At 33.9% G+C, this 16460-nt stretch carries 17 protein-coding genes; 16 read left to right on the top strand and 1 reads right to left on the bottom strand.

The window, feature by feature from the left end:
* The 8 genes from hemA (at position 1) to ACXJH6_RS02725 (ending at position 7342) form a co-directional block, all read left to right on the top strand.
* The gene (gene hemA / locus ACXJH6_RS02760) at positions 1-1263 is read left to right on the top strand and encodes a glutamyl-tRNA reductase (RefSeq protein WP_456470239.1); all 1263 of its coding nucleotides are present in this window, start codon (positions 1-3) and stop codon (positions 1261-1263) included.
* A 24-nt stretch (positions 1264-1287) separates the two neighbouring features.
* A complete protein-coding gene (gene hemE, locus ACXJH6_RS02755) occupies positions 1288-2328 on the top strand; it encodes a uroporphyrinogen decarboxylase (RefSeq protein WP_456470238.1) in 1041 nt (346 codons plus the stop codon).
* Positions 2325-3302, top strand: a complete 978-nt coding sequence (gene hemB / locus ACXJH6_RS02750) for a porphobilinogen synthase (protein WP_456470237.1) — start codon at positions 2325-2327, stop codon at positions 3300-3302. Before hemE ends, hemB begins: the two co-directional genes overlap by 4 nt.
* A gap of 36 nt (positions 3303-3338) precedes the next feature.
* Positions 3339-4226, top strand: coding sequence for a hydroxymethylbilane synthase (gene hemC / locus ACXJH6_RS02745; protein ID WP_456470236.1), 888 nt, complete (start codon positions 3339-3341; stop codon positions 4224-4226).
* Complete coding sequence (gene hemN, locus ACXJH6_RS02740; protein WP_456470235.1) at positions 4223-5581, top strand: oxygen-independent coproporphyrinogen III oxidase; 1359 nt, start codon at positions 4223-4225, stop codon at positions 5579-5581. Before hemC ends, hemN begins: the two co-directional genes overlap by 4 nt.
* A gap of 10 nt (positions 5582-5591) precedes the next feature.
* Complete coding sequence (locus ACXJH6_RS02735; protein ID WP_456470234.1) at positions 5592-6287, top strand: hypothetical protein; 696 nt, start codon at positions 5592-5594, stop codon at positions 6285-6287.
* Positions 6288-6464: 177 nt separating this feature from the next.
* Positions 6465-7019, top strand: coding sequence for a DJ-1 family glyoxalase III (locus tag ACXJH6_RS02730; protein WP_456470233.1), 555 nt, complete (start codon positions 6465-6467; stop codon positions 7017-7019).
* 20 nt (positions 7020-7039) lie between these two features.
* A complete protein-coding gene (locus ACXJH6_RS02725) occupies positions 7040-7342 on the top strand; it encodes a hypothetical protein (RefSeq protein WP_456470232.1) in 303 nt (100 codons plus the stop codon).
* 10 nt (positions 7343-7352) lie between these two features.
* Here the strand turns inward: ACXJH6_RS02725 and hypA are convergent, their stop codons facing one another.
* Positions 7353-7703, bottom strand: coding sequence for a hydrogenase maturation nickel metallochaperone HypA (gene hypA, locus ACXJH6_RS02720; RefSeq protein WP_456470231.1), 351 nt, complete (start codon positions 7701-7703; stop codon positions 7353-7355).
* Between the two features lie 46 nt (positions 7704-7749).
* On the opposite strand from hypA, the gene ACXJH6_RS02715 reads away from it, so the two are divergent.
* The 8 genes from ACXJH6_RS02715 (at position 7750) to ACXJH6_RS02680 (ending at position 16439) form a co-directional block, all read left to right on the top strand.
* On the top strand, positions 7750-8337 hold the full coding sequence (locus ACXJH6_RS02715; protein ID WP_456470278.1) for a TetR/AcrR family transcriptional regulator: 588 nt from the start codon (positions 7750-7752) through the stop codon (positions 8335-8337).
* On the top strand, positions 8321-9187 hold the full coding sequence (locus ACXJH6_RS02710; protein WP_456470230.1) for an NADH-quinone oxidoreductase subunit B family protein: 867 nt from the start codon (positions 8321-8323) through the stop codon (positions 9185-9187). The genes ACXJH6_RS02715 and ACXJH6_RS02710 overlap by 17 nt, the downstream gene beginning before the upstream one ends.
* Entirely contained in the window at positions 9162-10319 is a 1158-nt protein-coding gene (locus ACXJH6_RS02705) for a nickel-dependent hydrogenase large subunit (protein WP_456470229.1), read from the top strand. The genes ACXJH6_RS02710 and ACXJH6_RS02705 overlap by 26 nt, the downstream gene beginning before the upstream one ends.
* A gap of 170 nt (positions 10320-10489) precedes the next feature.
* Positions 10490-11623, top strand: coding sequence for a hydrogenase small subunit (locus tag ACXJH6_RS02700; RefSeq protein ID WP_456470228.1), 1134 nt, complete (start codon positions 10490-10492; stop codon positions 11621-11623).
* Positions 11624-11626: 3 nt separating this feature from the next.
* The gene (locus ACXJH6_RS02695) at positions 11627-13363 is read left to right on the top strand and encodes a nickel-dependent hydrogenase large subunit (protein ID WP_456470227.1); all 1737 of its coding nucleotides are present in this window, start codon (positions 11627-11629) and stop codon (positions 13361-13363) included.
* A 10-nt stretch (positions 13364-13373) separates the two neighbouring features.
* Positions 13374-14072 (top strand): Ni/Fe-hydrogenase, b-type cytochrome subunit, encoded by a 699-nt coding sequence (gene cybH / locus ACXJH6_RS02690; RefSeq protein WP_456470226.1) that lies wholly within the window; start codon positions 13374-13376, stop codon positions 14070-14072.
* A 61-nt stretch (positions 14073-14133) separates the two neighbouring features.
* The gene (locus ACXJH6_RS02685) at positions 14134-14718 is read left to right on the top strand and encodes a HyaD/HybD family hydrogenase maturation endopeptidase (protein WP_456470225.1); all 585 of its coding nucleotides are present in this window, start codon (positions 14134-14136) and stop codon (positions 14716-14718) included.
* Positions 14715-16439 (top strand): hypothetical protein, encoded by a 1725-nt coding sequence (locus tag ACXJH6_RS02680; protein ID WP_456470224.1) that lies wholly within the window; start codon positions 14715-14717, stop codon positions 16437-16439. The genes ACXJH6_RS02685 and ACXJH6_RS02680 overlap by 4 nt, the downstream gene beginning before the upstream one ends.
* Positions 16440-16460 lie beyond the last annotated feature (21 nt).

Genomic DNA, 16460 nt, shown 5'->3' with positions numbered 1-16460 from the left:
ATGTATTATGTTATAAGTTTTAATTATAGAAATTCCGATGTTGTTCTTAGAAGTAAATTAGCGAAGTTAAAGTTGGAGGATTTTAAAGATTTTAAAGAAGTTCTTTTTCTTTCCACCTGTAATAGAATAGAAGTTATGTTTGATAAAAAAAGAGATTTAAACGAACTTTACGATAAGGTTTTTTATAAGGTTATTACTCCTAAAGAAATGGTGAAAGCGGAAACTTATGAAGATGATGAAGCAGTAGAACATATATTTAAAGTGGCAGCTTCTCTTGATTCTATGGTAGTGGGAGAGACACAAATCACAGGACAGCTTAAAGATGCTTTTATAGAAGCGTATGAAAAACATTATATAGGTCAGGATTTGACAAGACTTATTCACTTTTCTTTTAAGTGCGCCAAAAAAATAAGAAATCAGACCAATATCTCAAGCGAGCCTGTAAGTGTTGCTAGTATTGCGGTAAGACTTGCTAAAGAAAAATTAAACGACCTCAGCGGGTACAGTGCCGTTGTAGTCGGAGTGGGAGATACAGCGAGGATTGTATGTAAAAATCTTATAAAAGAAGGTGTTAATATAATTTTGGTAAACAGAACGGTGGAAAACGCACTTGCTTTAAAAGAAGAACTTGGAGATGAGGTTAATATTGACGTTCATTCTTTGGATTCATTGCCAAAACTGATAAATAACTACAGGCTTCTTTTTTCGGCCACGGCTTCAAATTATCCGGTCATTAGAAAAGAGTTTATAAAACCTACAAAATTTAAAAGACTTTGGTTTGATTTAGCTATTCCTAGCGATATTGAAGAGAGCAGTGAATGTGATAATATAGAAATAATTAAAGTGGACGATTTAAAAGAGATAAGCGAAAAAAATAAGAAAAAAAGAGAAAATGAATTAAAAAGCGCAAATGAGCTTATAAAAAGATGTGTAAAAGATTTTAATAAATATTTGCAATCCGTATCGGTAGAGCCTGTTATTAAATTTTTACAGGATAAAGCTCATGAGTGTTCTAAAAGGGCTTTAAAAAATGCCGTTAAAAAGCATTATATTCCTGAAGAGCTTGAAGAAGAAGTCGAAAAAATTCTTCATAACGCGTTTAAGAGGTTTTTACATCATCCTAATATAACTCTTAGAAAGATGGCTGAAAGTGCAGAAGTGGATATTTTCGTATCGGTACTTAAAAAACTTTTTGGTGCAAACGGTATGGATATGGATATAAATAAATGTGAGTACCATATGGAAAAAGGTATATTTAAATAAGGAAAAAATAAAAAAGGAATAAAAATGGGAAAATTTTTTATTGATGCATGTTTTGGAAAAGAGACTCCATATACGCCTGTGTGGATGATGAGACAGGCTGGAAGATATCTGCCGGAGTATATGGAAGTTAGACGTAAAGCCGGAGATTTTCTTACAATGACAAAAAACCCGGAAATGGTGGCAGAAGTTACCCTTCAGCCGATTGAAATTTTGGATGTGGATGCAGCGATTTTGTTTAGTGATATTTTAAATCTTCCAATGGAGATGGGATTGCCTTTGAAGTTCGAAAAAGGAGTAGGGCCTGTTTTTGAAAAAACTATTTCTTTTGAAGAGGATATTGACGCTTTAGACCCAAAAGCCGATGAAAAAATTTCTTACGTATATGAAGGAGTCAGAAAAATAAAAGAAAGACTGCCTGAAAATAAAGCCCTTATAGGTTTTGCCGGAAGTCCTTGGACTATTGCTACATATATGGTGGAAGGAAGAGGCTCAAAGCAGTACGCAAAAATTAAAAAAATGGTTTACGCAAATCCTATGATGCTTCATAGATTACTAGCATTCAATACAAAAGAGACTATTGAATACCTCTCAAAACAGATTGAAGCCGGGGCTGACGCTGTTATGATTTTTGACAGCTGGGGCGGTGCTCTTGAGAAGGAGAAATTTTTTGAATTTTCGTGGAATTATATGAAAGAAATAGCTAAAAAACTTAAAGAAAAATATCCTAATGTACCTGTTATAGGGTTTTCAAAAGGAGTGGGGCTTTATATGAGCGATATGGATGGAGAGTTTGATGTCATAGGAGTTGACTGGAATACTCCTATGGATTATGCTCTTGGTATATTTAAAGATAATTATACCCTTCAGGGAAATATGGACCCTACAAGGCTTTATTCTAAAAGCGCTACAAAAGAAGCTGTTGAAAAGATTGCTGAGATTATGAATGGACATAGGCATATATTTAATTTAGGACATGGAATTCTTCCTGACGTGCCTGTAGAAAACGCCAAATTTTTTGTGGATTATGCAAAAGAATATTCTAAAAAATTAAGGGAGCAAAAATGAATCTAAGAAGACTTAGATTAAATTCAAATATAAGAGATTTGGTTAGAGAAACTTACATAACTAAAAACGACCTTATAATGCCTGTTTTTATTAAAGAGGGGCTTGATGGTAAAAATGAAATAAAATCGATGCCGGGGATTTATCAGTTTGGCGAGAATAGTTTTTTGGATGAGGTGAATGAATGTATCGAACTTGGCATTAAAGCGGTAATTCTTTTTGGAATTCCTAAACTAAAAGATTCCTGCGGGAGCGATGCTTTAGATGAAGAGGGACTTATTGCAAGAAGTGTTAGAAAAATAAAAGAGACGTTTGGGGATAAAATTGCCGTTATTACAGATTTATGTTTTTGTGAGTTTACAGACCATGGACATTGCGGGATAATAAACCCTAAGTTAAAGACGGTTGATAACGATGCAACACTTGAAATAAGCGCAAAACAGGCTTTGATTCACGCACGTGCGGGGGCTGATATGATAGCGCCAAGCGGTATGATGGATAATATTATTGAAACTCTTAGAAATGCATTAGATGAGAATGGATTTTCCCATATTCCTATTATGAGTTATTCTACTAAGTTTGCTAGCGCTTTTTACGGGCCTTTTAGAGACGCGGCCGAGAGTGCCCCCGTAGCGAATGAATATCTGCCAAAAGATAGAAAAACGTATCAAATGGATGTGGCAAACGCACGTGAGGCGCTACTTGAGAGTCTGATTGATGAAGCTGAGGGTGCTGATATTTTAATGGTAAAACCGGGACTTGCTTTTATGGATATTATTAAAACGATAAAAGAAAATACTCTAAAACCGCTATGTGTTTATAATGTAAGCGGTGAATATTCAATGGTAAAGGCGGCAGCACTAAACGGATGGATGGATTATGAAAATTTAATGATGGAAATACTTCTTTCTTTTAAAAGGGCTGGTGCGGATATGATTATAAGCTATCACAGTAAAGATGCGGCAAAATTATTATAAAATGATATAATTTAAATAAAAAATAAAGGGAGATTTATGAAACTGACAATTGCGACAAGAGGTAGTAAACTTGCTTTATGGCAGGCTGAGTGGGTTAAAAAAAGACTGGAAAATTTAGGCCATGAAGTAGATTTAAAAATCGTAACGACAACAGGGGATAAAATTCTTGATAAACCTTTAGCGGAAATAGGAGGAAAAGGGCTTTTTATTAAAGAAGTAGAAGAAGCTCTTTTAAGAGGAGAAGCTCAAATAGCAGTACATTCTTTAAAAGATTTTCCTACTCAATATGAAACGGAACATTTTGAACTGGCTGCTATTCCTAAAAGAGAAGCGGTTGAGGATGTGTTTTTGAGTGAAACATTTGAAACATTAGCCGAACTTCCTCATAACGCGGTTGTTGGGACTAGCTCAATCAGACGTGCTATGCAATTAAAAGCGTTTAGAGATGATTTGGTAATTACCGACCTTAGAGGGAATGTCGATACAAGAATCAATAAATTAAAAAGAGGCGAATACGACGCTATTATTTTAGCTTATGCGGGTATTAAGAGGCTCGGACTTATGAAAGAAGTTAAATATTTTGAGGTTTTGGATACCGATATTATGATTCCTGCTATGGGACAGGGGGCTCTTGGTATTGAAACTATAAAAGATAAAGCCGTAATTGAAGCGGTAAAACCTCTTAACGATTTATGGACAAGAGTAGAAGTGACGATTGAGAGAGATTTTGTAGATGAACTTAATCTAGGTTGTCATGCTCCTGTTGGGGTAAATGCTAAGATTATGGTAGATGATTCCATAAAAATCAAAGCAGCGCTTCTTGATAAAAATGAAAAACTTATTAAAAAAGAGCTGGTAGTGCCGTTTGATGAGTGGCAAACAGCCGGTAGAACATTTGCTAACGAATTTAAGGAATATTTATGAGCGGGATAGATTTTAAGAAACTTTCTCGTTTTTCCCGTCATGCGCCAAGATATACTTCTTATCCTACGGCGGTTGAGTTTAAAGACCTCTCACCCGAAGATATAATTGACGAATTAAAATCAGACAAACCTCTAAGTCTTTATTTTCACCTTCCTTTTTGTAAGAGTGCTTGTTATTTTTGCGGATGTAATGTAGTTTATACAAGTAAAGCTGATAAAAGAAGAAGATATATCGATTATTTAAAGCGAGAGCTTGATATTTGGGCAAAGTATCTTGATACGCACAGAATGGTAAGACAGCTTCATTTCGGAGGAGGTACGCCTACGTTTTTTACTCCAGAAGAGCTTGAGGAAATTTATGAATTAATTTATTCTCATTTTAAAAATTTTGAAAAAGACGCTGAAATCAGCGTAGAAATTGACCCTAGATTTTTTTCTCAGGAACATATGGATGTTATGAAAAAATACGGTGTAAACAGAATCAGTTTCGGAGTTCAGGATTTTAACGAAGAAACCCAAAAAGCCGTAAACAGAATTCAGCCGTTTGATTTAACAAAAGAAGCTGTGGATATCGCAAGGTCTGCGGGAATTAATTCCATAAATATCGACTTGATTTACGGACTTCCGTTTCAGACATTAGAAACGTTTAAAAAGACGCTTGAGCTGGTAAAAGAGTTAAATCCTGACAGATTGGCCGTATTTAATTACGCTCACGTTCCATGGCTGAAAAAGGGGATGAGAAAAATAGACGAAACTACTCTTCCAACTCCTGAAGAAAAGCTTAAAATTTTTAAATACGTTATAGACTTTTTTGAAAACAACGGTTATAAAATGGTGGGAATGGACCATTTTGCAAAACCTGACGATGAGCTTTTTAAAGCAATCGAAAAAGGCGAGCTTCACAGAAATTTCCAAGGATATACTACAAAAGGAGGAGCCGATTTAATCGGATTTGGATTAACTTCCATCAGTGAAACAAGTAAAGCCTATTTTCAAAACTATAAAGATTTGAAATCTTACGAAAAAGCTATTGATGAGGGAAGACTTCCTGTATTTAGAGGAGTTGTGTTAAATGAAGAGGATTTAATAAGAAAATATGTCATTATGGAAATGATGGCGAATTTCTCTTTTGATATTGAAAGATTTGAAAAAACGTTTGGAATTGATTTTAGAAAAAAATTTGAAAATGAACTTAAAGAGCTTGAAGAGTTTATAAAAGAAGGTCTGGTTGAAATTACGCCTAAAAAAATATTGGTAAATAAAACGGGAAGTCTGTTAATTAGAAATATCGTACTTCCTTTTGATGAATATTTCAAAAAAATGGCAAATCAAAAAGTCTTTTCAAAGAGTATATAAAGGAAAAAATATGGTTATCTCAATTGGAAATCTGCCTTTAAAAGAGATAAAAGCGGATGTTTTTTTACATCCTGTAAAATACAAAGATTCCATTACTTACGAACCTATGGCTGAAGAGGCAGTAATTGCTCTTATTGCCAAGCATTTTACATACGATAAAGTTCCTGAGAAGGTAAAAGAGTATTTTGATGAAATGGATGACGGGTATTTGTTTAGTGAGAGCAATTTTGATGAATTTGATTTGGAAAAACTTGATGTCGGAACTATTTTAGCCGGGCGTGATTTATCACTTCATCCAAAAACCGAAAACATAAGGAAGTTTTTAGCTCTTCTCAGGGATTTTGGCGGATTTGAAATAAAAGGTATTGAAGTGCCGGAATTTTTTACCCCAAGCGACCCGGAGCTTGCGGAAATCGTAGAGACGGAAAAAAGTTATGAAATTGCCCTTGAAGAGATTGACGAGCTTGAGAGTTTTGACGGAAGTGTTGTATATGCTTGTGATGACCCTATTGTGGTGAAAAATAACGAACTTTTGTGTTCTCACCAATTTATTATCGCCAATAAAATAAAATCACTTAAAGTAAAAGTTGACGGAGAAATTAAGGAAATTAAAAAAATTCCCGAACTCAAAGGGACATTTGGAGTTATATTAAAACCGGTGGATGAGTATCCGTTTTTAAGAGTTAAAATTCAAAACGTTAATTGAGACACTGACTAAATAAAGTAAAACAATTGTAAATTTAAGTGGTGCGTAAGCAAAAAGAAGCACGGAGCTGTCATATTTTTATTTTTGGAGTTTAGCATGAAACAACCCTAGTTTAGTCAGTACTTTAATTGATTATATTAAGAAAATTTAGTATAATTAGCTAAAAAGGAGGGGAAAATGGCAGTAAATGTATGTGTTCCTTTAGCAAACGGATTTGAAGAAATCGAAGCTATGAGCTTAATTGATGTTATGAGAAGAGGCGGTTTAAATGTAATAGTAGCGGGAGTCGGAGGGGATGTAATTTTCGGTGCTCATAATATTAGAGTGATTCCCGATACTAAAATTGAACTTGTAAATGCGGATGATTTGGACCTGGTGGTGCTTCCAGGAGGTCTTCCGGGGGCTATTAATTTGGCAAAAGACGAATACGTTCAAAATCTTTTAAAAGAGATGGATAAAAAAGGAAAATATGTAGGGGCAATCTGTGCTGCACCTTACGCCTTAAAAGAAGCGGGAGTGCTTAAAGATAAATATACGGCATATCCTGGATGGGAAGAAAACATTAAAAAAGAAGGATATGTTTCAGATGCTAAAGTAGTAGAGGATAAAAATGTATTGACTTCAAAAGGTCCTGGAACCGCTATATGTTTCGGACTTGAAATTGTAAGAAAGTTTGCAGGAGAAGAAGTTTATAAACAGCTTAAAGCAGGGCTTTTAGCAGATTACTGCTAAGGCCTTTATAGGAGGTAAAAATGAGAGGAATTGACGCATTGGAATATTTTTTGGAAAACTGGCATGGTAAAATCAGGGAGTTTGATGAGATAGAAGAATTTGAAGCAATGGTTGAGTATGCTTTTGGAAGCGATATAAGGGTTGTAAATACAAAAGTGATAATTGAAAAATTTTTTGATAAAAGAATAAGATTCGAAGATATACTGTTTGAAGATTTAAAAACCTGCTTTTTACCGGAAGAAGTTGAATTTGACCCTGAAAGCGGAAATCTTTATATCACAAGAAATATGTATAGAATTAAAATAGCGCCTAAAATCTGCTGATTTGGCGCTTTTAATCCGGTGTTTCAAGTTCTAAGCTCATAAGATACATATCTTCTCCGTCGATTATTTCCAAGTCACCGCTACCGCAATGCGGACATAAATATTCATCTTTTTTTAGCGTGCTTTGAGTGTTGCATTTTCTGCACCGTACTACAACGGGTTGTATATTCATTATAAATTCTGCGTTTTCACACATAGTACCTTCTTTAAACGTATCAAATGCGGTTTTTAAAAGTTCCGGTTCTACACCGCTTAAGACTCCTATTTTTATTTCAAGTTTAGTTACTTTCGTGGCTCCGTTTTTTATTGCGTGTTCTTCAGCTAATTGAAGAAGGGAATCTACTATTGAATATTCATGCATTCATCACCTTTTTTTTAAAATTATATTATAATAATAAGAAAAAAGGATAAAAGTGAGCAAAGAAGAAAAAAAAGAACAAATAATGAAAACAGCTTTATCTCTTTTTGCAAAACAAGGTTTTTATAGTACTACAATAGCCGATATTGCCCGAGAAATGGGAATGAGTGTCGGTAATATGTATAATTATTTTCCTTCAAAAGAATCTTTAGCAAAAGAACTTTTAATTTATACGTCAAAAAAATTCGGAGATGAAATTAGAAAAATTAATGAAATGGATATTTCATCGAAAGAAAAAATTAAAAAAATTGTTGAATTGTACTTCAAAAAAGCGGTTGAAGAGCCGGAATTAGTGGATTATTTTATGAGGGTTTATTTATCAAACAAAGAAATATTTAATAACGGATGTGAAGGTATGCTTTGCGTTTCGGCGTTTGTAACTGAGATTATGATTTTTTTTGAAGAAGGTGTTAGAAAAAAAGAGCTTAAAAACCAGGATTTTTTTGCAGCATTCGGGCTTTTTATGGGATATATAGGAGGGCTTGCGTTTTTAAACAGGGAAAATATTTTAGGAAAACCTCTTGAAGAATATATTGAGCCTGTAAGCGAGAATATTTATAATGCGCTTAAAGCCTAAAATAATATGGATAGATGGGGTGGGATGCAACGGGTGTTCTCACTCTTTTTTTAATTATCCTGAAATTTCTTCTTTTTTTGAAAATTTTGAACTTTTATATCATCCGCTGCTTGACACTGATGAATTTAACGTTCAAAATTGCGATATATTAATTATAGAGGGAGCGTTAAAGTCGAATTTTTCTAGGCTCGGAAAAGATTTAAACTCTTTAATATCAGAGCTTTTTTTTAAATCTAAGAAAATTATAGCGTTGGGAACGTGTGCGGTTTACGGAGGAATTTTTGGCAAAGGATTGGTTTTTGATAAAAATGAAAAAGGAAAATTTTATAAATGCAGGGATAGAGTTATAAATATCTCCGGGTGTCCTTCACATCCCGAGTGGATTATGTATGTTCTTAATATGATAAAAAACGATAAAAAAATAGCGTTAGATGAATTTAACAGACCCGTTGAAATATTTTCTTATACTTCCCATATGGGTTGTACAAGAAACGAATATTTCGAATGGAAAATAGATGCTCAGGATTTCGGTTCTAAGGAAGGGTGTCTTTTTTATTATCAGGGCTGTCAGGGGCCTTTTACTCATAGCAGTTGTAATAAAATATTATGGAATGAAGTAAATTCAAAACCAAGAGCGGGTACACCTTGTTTTGGATGTACAGAAGTTTCTTTTCCTAAAAAAGATTTATTTAAAACGGAAACATTTATGGGAATCCCTGCCAATATTCCTTTAGGGGTTAGCAAAAGGGCCTATCTTACCATAAGCGGTATTGCAAAAAGTCTTACGAATGAGAGACTTACAAAAAAACTTATAGAGTGTGAAAATGAAGATAAACAAAAAGATAATTAATAAAATAGAAGGCGAAGCAACTTTAAAAATTTATGAAGAAAAAGATATTATAGACTTTGTCGAAATAGAATTTTGGCAGTACAGGGGAATAGAAAAATATCTTCAAAACAGGCATTATATGGATGCGTTGGTTATTAATCCCAGAGTTTGCGGAATATGCGGTCATTCTCATCTTTTAGCAACTGCCAAAGCAATAGAAAATGCTTTTGGGGCTAAAATTACTCAAAAAGCAAAAATTTTAAGAGAAATTACCACAGGGTTGGAAATTATTCAAAATCATATAAAATGGTTTTATATTACTCTTTTTCCAACTCAAATAAAAGATAGAAGTTTTACCCTTAAAGCTTTGAGGTTATCATCTTTTATTTCTAAAATTATAGCTTTAATATCCGGGCAGTTTCCTCATAATTCTTATATTATTCCCGGAGGAGTTACATGTGATTTGACAAATCTTGAAATATTTAAATTGGAAGATATGCTGAAAATGTTAATGGATGAAATTCAAGCGGTGATTGATAAGGATGGAAATTCTCGGGATTTAGAAAAATTCTTTGAAAATTTACCGAAAAATATAGGAAAATCATTAAATAGATTTTTAGTATTAGGAGATAATTTATTTTTTTCAAAAAACGGAAAAACTGAAAAAATAAAAGAAGAGAAAACAACTTCTCTTTATTCAAATGTACTTTATGAGGATAAATTTTACGAAGTAGGGCCTCTTGCTAGAAACATTAACAATTCTTTGGTAAAAAAAATATACGAAAAATATGAAGATTCAATATACACCAGAATTTTTGCCAGACTTTATGAAATTAATTTAATTATAGAGTATCTTTTAGAAAATATTAAAAATATAGATGTATGTGAGCCTTCTTATATAAAACCCGTTGTTAATAACGCTTCTGGTATTTCGGTTATAGAAGCTCCAAGAGGCAGTCTTATTCATAAAGTGGAAATAAAAGATGAAAAAATCAAATCTTATGAAATCATCGTACCTACTCAGTTTAATTTATCAAACGGTACAAAAGAAAATCCTTCTGCCGCTCAGGCAGCCCTTATGAGTGAAAGAAAAGAGTATTTAGATACTATTTTTAAATGTTTTGATATATGTGCCGTTTGTGTTACTCACTAAAAGAAATAAAAATTACGATAAGACATATTATAATAAAAAATTATAACCTTAAAAATAATAAAAATGTCTATAAAGTGCCTAAATTATTAAAAATTTATTAAGAAATATTGAAAATGAATATTTATTTATATTATAATACTCTTTGAGCAAACAAAAATGGGAGGCAGGTCATGAACGATGCTTTAATGAAACAAATGAAAGAAAGAATCGAAGCTCTCAGAAAACTTCCTGGTATTGGTTCTAAATCAATCAAAGAAGTATTAGAAGAGCATGGATTTACAAGAAGGGATTTTTTAAAATGGTCAGCGGCACTTGCTGCTACGTTGGGATTACCGGCTAGTTTTGCGCCTATAGTTGCAGAAGCTGCCGAAGTTAGTGACAGATTACCTGTTGTATGGCTACATCTTGCCGAATGTACTGGGTGTAGTGAAAGTTTAATCAGAACTGATGCTCCAACACTTGATGATTTAATTTTTAATTATATTAATCTTCAATACCATGATACTATTATGGCGGCGGCAGGATGGCAGGCTGAAGAGAATTACGAAGAAGCACTTGAAAAATTTGCCGGCAGATATGTTTTATGTGTAGAAGGTGGTGTGCCTACTAAAGACGGTGGGGAATATTTAACATTAGGACCTCATGCCGAAACAGGTCTTGAGAAATTAAAAAGAAGTGCTGAAAAAGCAGGTGCTATTATTGCCGTAGGTACTTGTAGTAGTTTCGGTGGTATTCAAGCTGCTTATCCAAATCCGACAGGAACAGTTGGTATTAGTAAAGTTTTGAATAAACCTGTAATTAATGTACCGGGATGTCCTCCAAGCGCTAAAAATATCGTAGGGACAATTGTTTATGTAATTTTATTTGGAGCACTTCCGGCAGTTGATAACTTCAACAGACCAAAATGGGCTTACGGGCTTAGAATTCACGACCTATGTGAAAGAAGAGGTCATTTTGACGCAGGCGAATTTGTAGAAGAATTCGGTGATGCCGGAGCGGAACAGGGATTTTGTTTATATAAAGTAGGATGTAAAGGTCCTTATACGTTTAATAACTGTTCACGTGAGAGATTTAATCAGCATACATCTTGGCCAGTTCAAGCGGGACATGGATGTATTGGATGTAGTGAACCTGATTTCTGGGATGCAATGGCACCGTATGAAGAGCCATTAGCGGACCATAAATTTATGAGTGTAAATGCCGATGCGGTAGCAGATAAAGTAGGTATTACTATTTTAACTGTAGCAGGTGTTGCTATAGCAGCTCATGCGGCATTAAGCGCAATTAAAAATCCTAAGGAGTAATAGATGGCTAAAAGAGTAGTAATTGACCCGATAACAAGAATAGAAGGGCATTTAAGAGTAGAAGTTGTACTTGATGAAAACAACGTAATTAAAGACGCTTATTCAAGTGCGACTTTATGGAGAGGTATTGAGGTTATCCTTAAAGGAAGAGACCCAAGAGATGCCGGATTTATGACTCAAAGAATTTGTGGGGTTTGTACTTATTCTCACTACAAAGCGGGTATTACGGCTGTAGAAAATGCGCTTGGTATCGAACCTCCGCTAAATGCAAAACTTACAAGAACACTTCTTGATTTTGCGCTGTTTTTCCATGACCATATCGTGCATTTCTATCAGCTTCACGCACTTGACTGGGTAGATATTGTAAGCGCTCTTAAAGCGGACCCTAAAAAAGCGAGTGAAGAAGCGTTTAAATATGTGCCAAAAGGTTATGAACCGATTGCTACAGGTGAAGATCATTTAAGAGATGTTCAAAAAAGAGTGGCGAAATTTGCTGAGAAAGGTGATTTAGGACCGTTTAAAAACGCATATTTCGGTCATAAAACAATGAGATTTACACCTGAACAAAATTTAATCGCACTTAGCCATTATCTAAAGACCCTTGAAATGCAAAGAATTGCCGCTCAAATGATGGCGATTTTTGGTGGTAAAAATCCACATCCTCAAAGTTTGACAGTAGGTGGTGTTACTTGTGTTATGGATTTACAAGATCCGGCAAGACTTGCTGAATATATGACTAAATTTAAAGAACTTGCCGATTATACAAACAGAGCTTATTATGCTGATATCGTAATGGCGGCGGCTGCATACGGAAACGAACCAAGTGTTGTTCAAAAAAATAATTTAGGTAACTATATTGCATACAGAACTATGCAAATGTCTCAAAATTCCTGGCTGTTTGACGCATGCGGGTATATTAAAGATTTTGACCTTGGCAAATTCTATGAAATAGACGAATCAAAAATAGAAGAAGACGTAACACATTCTTGGTATAAAGATACAGGATTTAGACATCCTTATGATGGAGAAACCGTTCCTAACTATACAGGTTATGTTGACGGTGAAAGTATTGACGGAGAAGGAAAAGTTGTTCATACTAAAGTTGCTGATCCTAAAGGAAAATATTCTTGGATTAAATCTCCAAGATACAATAAAGAACCTATGGAGGTTGGACCTCTTGCTTGTATGGTAGTTAACTACGCAAAAGGTAACGAAAAAGTTAAAAAAGTTGTAGATGAATTCTTGGCTCAAACAGGACTTCCGGCAGAAGCTTTATTTACAACTCTTGGAAGAACTGCTGCTAGAATGTTACAAACTAAAACAATTGCCGATTACGGTTTAGAAGCATTCAATAACTTAGTAGAAAACCTAAAAGTAGACCAAACTACAGTAGCACCTTATGTAATTGACAAAAACAAAGAATACAAAGGTAGATTTATCGGTGACGTTCCAAGAGGAATGCTGTCTCACTGGTGTAGAATTAAAGACGGAAAAATTGAAAACTGGCAAGCGGTTGTTCCTTCAACTTGGAATGCAGGACCGGCTGATGGAAACGGTAAAAAAGGTGCTTATGAAGCAAATTTAATCGGTATGAAATTAGCAGACCCTGCAAAACCGCTTGAAGTTATCAGAAATATCCACAGTTACGACCCATGTATCGCATGTGCTGTGCATGTAATGGACGTAAAAGGTAAAAAACTTGGTGAATTCAAAGTAGACCCACTTTACGGTGCATGCTAAGGAGGGGAAAATGAAATTTTTAAAAGTTATGGGAAACTATCTCGGTGGAATCGAATTTTCCGCCGGGTATAGATGGCAACACTGGATTAGAGCCATTTCTATTTTTGCATTAATTGCAACAGGTTTTTATTTAGCAAACCCTTTTATTACTTATGCAAATGTATCTCCTGAACCGACTAGATTTTTACATGCCGAAATTAGGGAATGGCATATAATATTCGGTTTTGCTATGATCGGAGCGGTTTTGTATAAGACTGTTTATTTCTTTTTCTTTCCGGAAGCTAAATATGAAAGAGCTTCTTTAAAAGACGCTTTTAATATTAAACTTGCCATTCAGCAAGTAATGTATTATTTGCTTATAGCAAAACACCCTCATACAAAAGGTGTTTACAATCCTTTACAATTTTGGGCTTATACAATGCTTTATGTATTTTTCTATGGTATTATTATCACTGGACTTGCCCTTTATGCCGAAGTTTATCATCAGGGACTTGGAGGAGCTTTATATCCTTTAGCTAAGTCAGTTGAAAGCTTTTTTGGCGGACTTGCATATGTTAGACTTTGGCATCATATTTTTATGTGGGCAATTATTATTGTAGTATTTGTTCATATTTATATGGCTGTTTATAATGCGGTATTTGGTAAAAACGGTGGAATGGACGCAATTTTCTCAGGTATGAAATGGGAAAAAGAGGATAAAGACCACTAATTTTCTCCCTCTTTTTCTTTCAAAAGATAAATTGTATAATTTATTTTTTGAAAGGAATTTAATGAAAATATTGGTGTTGGGAATAGGAAATATATTATTTGGTGATGAAGGAATTGGAGTTCATCTTGTTCATTATTTGGAAGAAAAATATGAATTCGAAGGTCCTCATCAAGTTGATTTTATAGACGGTGGAACTCTTGCTCAACGATTAATTCCCATAATTGTGGAATATGATAAAGTATTTATATTTGATACGGTGGATGTGGATGAAGCTGAAATAGGGGATGTTTATTTTTTTGACTTTTTAGATGTTCCTGAATGTGTCAGCTGGCAGGGAAGCGCTCATGAGGTTGAAATGCTTCAAACTTTAGAGATGATTCATATGATGGGAGATTTGCCGGAGACAAAAATTATAGGAGTTGTTCCTTATGTGATTGGGGAGGATACTACTTTTACTATAACCAAGCCCGTTCTTAAAGCTGCAAAACTTATGGAAAAAATTTTAATTACAGAGCTTGAAAAGTTAGGAATTAAAGCAAAAGTAAAAAATCCAGACGTTGATTTACAGGAAATTGCCAGAGTTTCTTATAAAAAAGGCGTTCCTGAAGAGTCGCTTAGAGGTTTGGAAATAGGGAGTGAGCAATGATTTTAAAGTTTATTTTTGAGACTCCTTCTAATCAGGGAATTATAGAAAAAATTTGTATAAGAGTGGCTGACAGTGCTGGTGTAAAATTGGGTTTAAGTAGGGATTTAAATTATATTTATGCGTATGTCGATGGAGATGAAGGAAGAATAGAAAATTTTTCAAGAAGATTAGCTACAGAACTTCCTCTTTCCATCTTTTTAAAATCCCTAAATGCTGAGATAACAGAAGAATTTAAAGACGATTTAAAAAGAGAGTTTCCAGATATTTCTCTTCCTCCCTGTCCTAAATGTTTAAGAGAGGTAAAAGACAAAAACAGTAAACATTATTATGATATATTTCATCACTGCGAAGTATGCGGATATAAAGTCCTAAAAACTGATATTGAAAATTCAAAAGAACTTTTTGATAATTTAAAAGAAAAATTAAAAAACGGTGATAAAATTTCAATTCAAACAATGAACGGGGCTTATGAAATAAGCAGTAATTTAGAAGAAGCGGAGACAGTTGTAGCAAAAGATTTAGCAAGCGTAGCTAAATATTTTATGGCTTTTGAAGGTGATGCTAAAGCGCTTGCGAGTATTGAAAAACCGCTTGTTACGTTAAAAACAAATCTTGAATTTAAAAAAGATTATGGTCTTTCAATTCCGGCATATGATGTAAAACTTCCTGATTGTATGGTACTTGAGCTTTTATTTGACGGACTTGACTTACCGCTTTTGGGACTTAAAAAAACGGATAATCCTGAAGATTTGATTTTTGAAGTCAAAACCGAAGAGATACCAAAAGCCGTAGTCACCGATTCTATCAAAAAAGATATTTTGTTATATAAAGGAGATAGGGGGATTATTCCTAAATTCGAAAATTTTATAAAAGAAGATATTATAGGCAGACATAAAGATTATGTAGCGTTTAGCGAAAATGAAAAAACTATTTTAGATAGAATTGAAAAGTATAAATTTAATGAATTTAAAGAAGTAAAACCTGCTTTTGGCGGATTTTTCGGGGTAGTTAATCAGTGGGATTTAGAAAATAAAAATATTATGGGATTTTGTTTTTATAAAGAAGGAGAGAGCAAAATTTTTATAAATTCTCCGAAGTTTGGTTTGGTTGAATATATAGATTTTAATTTTTATTTTGATAATTTTGAAGAAATTTTTTCATTGATAGGCGCTATGAACGAAACAGGTAAAAAACTTATAGAAAATTTCTCTAAAAAAAGACCGGAACTTTTCGAAAAAGCGTTAAATGTTAATATTAAAAATAATAAAAAAGGAATTTATTATCTTTGGGGGCTTATCGGAATCGTGCTTGGATTTGCTGATAATGTAGAAGAAGCGGCTATTAAGCTTTTAAAATATGCAAATGAGGCTATGACCAAAAAGGGACCTAGAATCGACTATAAGCTTGAGGGTAATAATCTAAATCCTTTATGGACAATCAGAACGGCTATGAGTTTTAATTTGGCGGGAGTTGATAATTACTTGATAAGTTATGGAGTGATTGAAAGTTTTGCTGAATTTTTAAGCAACACTTACGAACAGGTAAACAAAGAATCTCCTCTTAACGGGGCAGTTATTGTAGGGGATTTGTTTGAAGGAGAATTTTTGAATAAAATTTACAGTTATATAGAAAAAAATTATCCGGTATTTACACCAAAGGCACTTCCTGTAAGCGGAGCTGTTGAAGCATATGGAGCATTAGTGATAAATTCAAAAATTTAACAAAAATTTTACAAATTTAAT

Source organism: Caminibacter sp. (assembly GCF_053999135.1).
The sequence above is the reverse complement of the archived record's forward strand: the minus strand, read 5'-3'. Positions and strand labels throughout refer to the sequence as shown.

Bases quoted from the DNA above. Each gene is read 5' to 3' on its own strand.
- cybH (WP_456470226.1), top strand. From the start codon at position 13,374: ATGAAATTTTTAAAAGTTATGGGAAACTATCTCGGTGGAATCGAATTT.
- hemB (WP_456470237.1), top strand. From the start codon at position 2,325: ATGAATCTAAGAAGACTTAGATTAAATTCAAATATAAGAGATTTGGTT.
- ACXJH6_RS02680 (WP_456470224.1), top strand. From the start codon at position 14,715: ATGATTTTAAAGTTTATTTTTGAGACTCCTTCTAATCAGGGAATTATA.
- ACXJH6_RS02695 (WP_456470227.1), top strand. From the start codon at position 11,627: ATGGCTAAAAGAGTAGTAATTGACCCGATAACAAGAATAGAAGGGCAT.
- hemN (WP_456470235.1), top strand. From the start codon at position 4,223: ATGAGCGGGATAGATTTTAAGAAACTTTCTCGTTTTTCCCGTCATGCG.
- hypA (WP_456470231.1), bottom strand. From the start codon at position 7,703: ATGCATGAATATTCAATAGTAGATTCCCTTCTTCAATTAGCTGAAGAA.
- ACXJH6_RS02685 (WP_456470225.1), top strand. From the start codon at position 14,134: ATGAAAATATTGGTGTTGGGAATAGGAAATATATTATTTGGTGATGAA.
- ACXJH6_RS02730 (WP_456470233.1), top strand. From the start codon at position 6,465: ATGGCAGTAAATGTATGTGTTCCTTTAGCAAACGGATTTGAAGAAATC.
- hemC (WP_456470236.1), top strand. From the start codon at position 3,339: ATGAAACTGACAATTGCGACAAGAGGTAGTAAACTTGCTTTATGGCAG.
- hemE (WP_456470238.1), top strand. From the start codon at position 1,288: ATGGGAAAATTTTTTATTGATGCATGTTTTGGAAAAGAGACTCCATAT.
- ACXJH6_RS02710 (WP_456470230.1), top strand. From the start codon at position 8,321: ATGCGCTTAAAGCCTAAAATAATATGGATAGATGGGGTGGGATGCAAC.
- ACXJH6_RS02735 (WP_456470234.1), top strand. From the start codon at position 5,592: ATGGTTATCTCAATTGGAAATCTGCCTTTAAAAGAGATAAAAGCGGAT.
- ACXJH6_RS02725 (WP_456470232.1), top strand. From the start codon at position 7,040: ATGAGAGGAATTGACGCATTGGAATATTTTTTGGAAAACTGGCATGGT.
- ACXJH6_RS02700 (WP_456470228.1), top strand. From the start codon at position 10,490: ATGAACGATGCTTTAATGAAACAAATGAAAGAAAGAATCGAAGCTCTC.
- ACXJH6_RS02705 (WP_456470229.1), top strand. From the start codon at position 9,162: ATGAAGATAAACAAAAAGATAATTAATAAAATAGAAGGCGAAGCAACT.
- hemA (WP_456470239.1), top strand. From the start codon at position 1: ATGTATTATGTTATAAGTTTTAATTATAGAAATTCCGATGTTGTTCTT.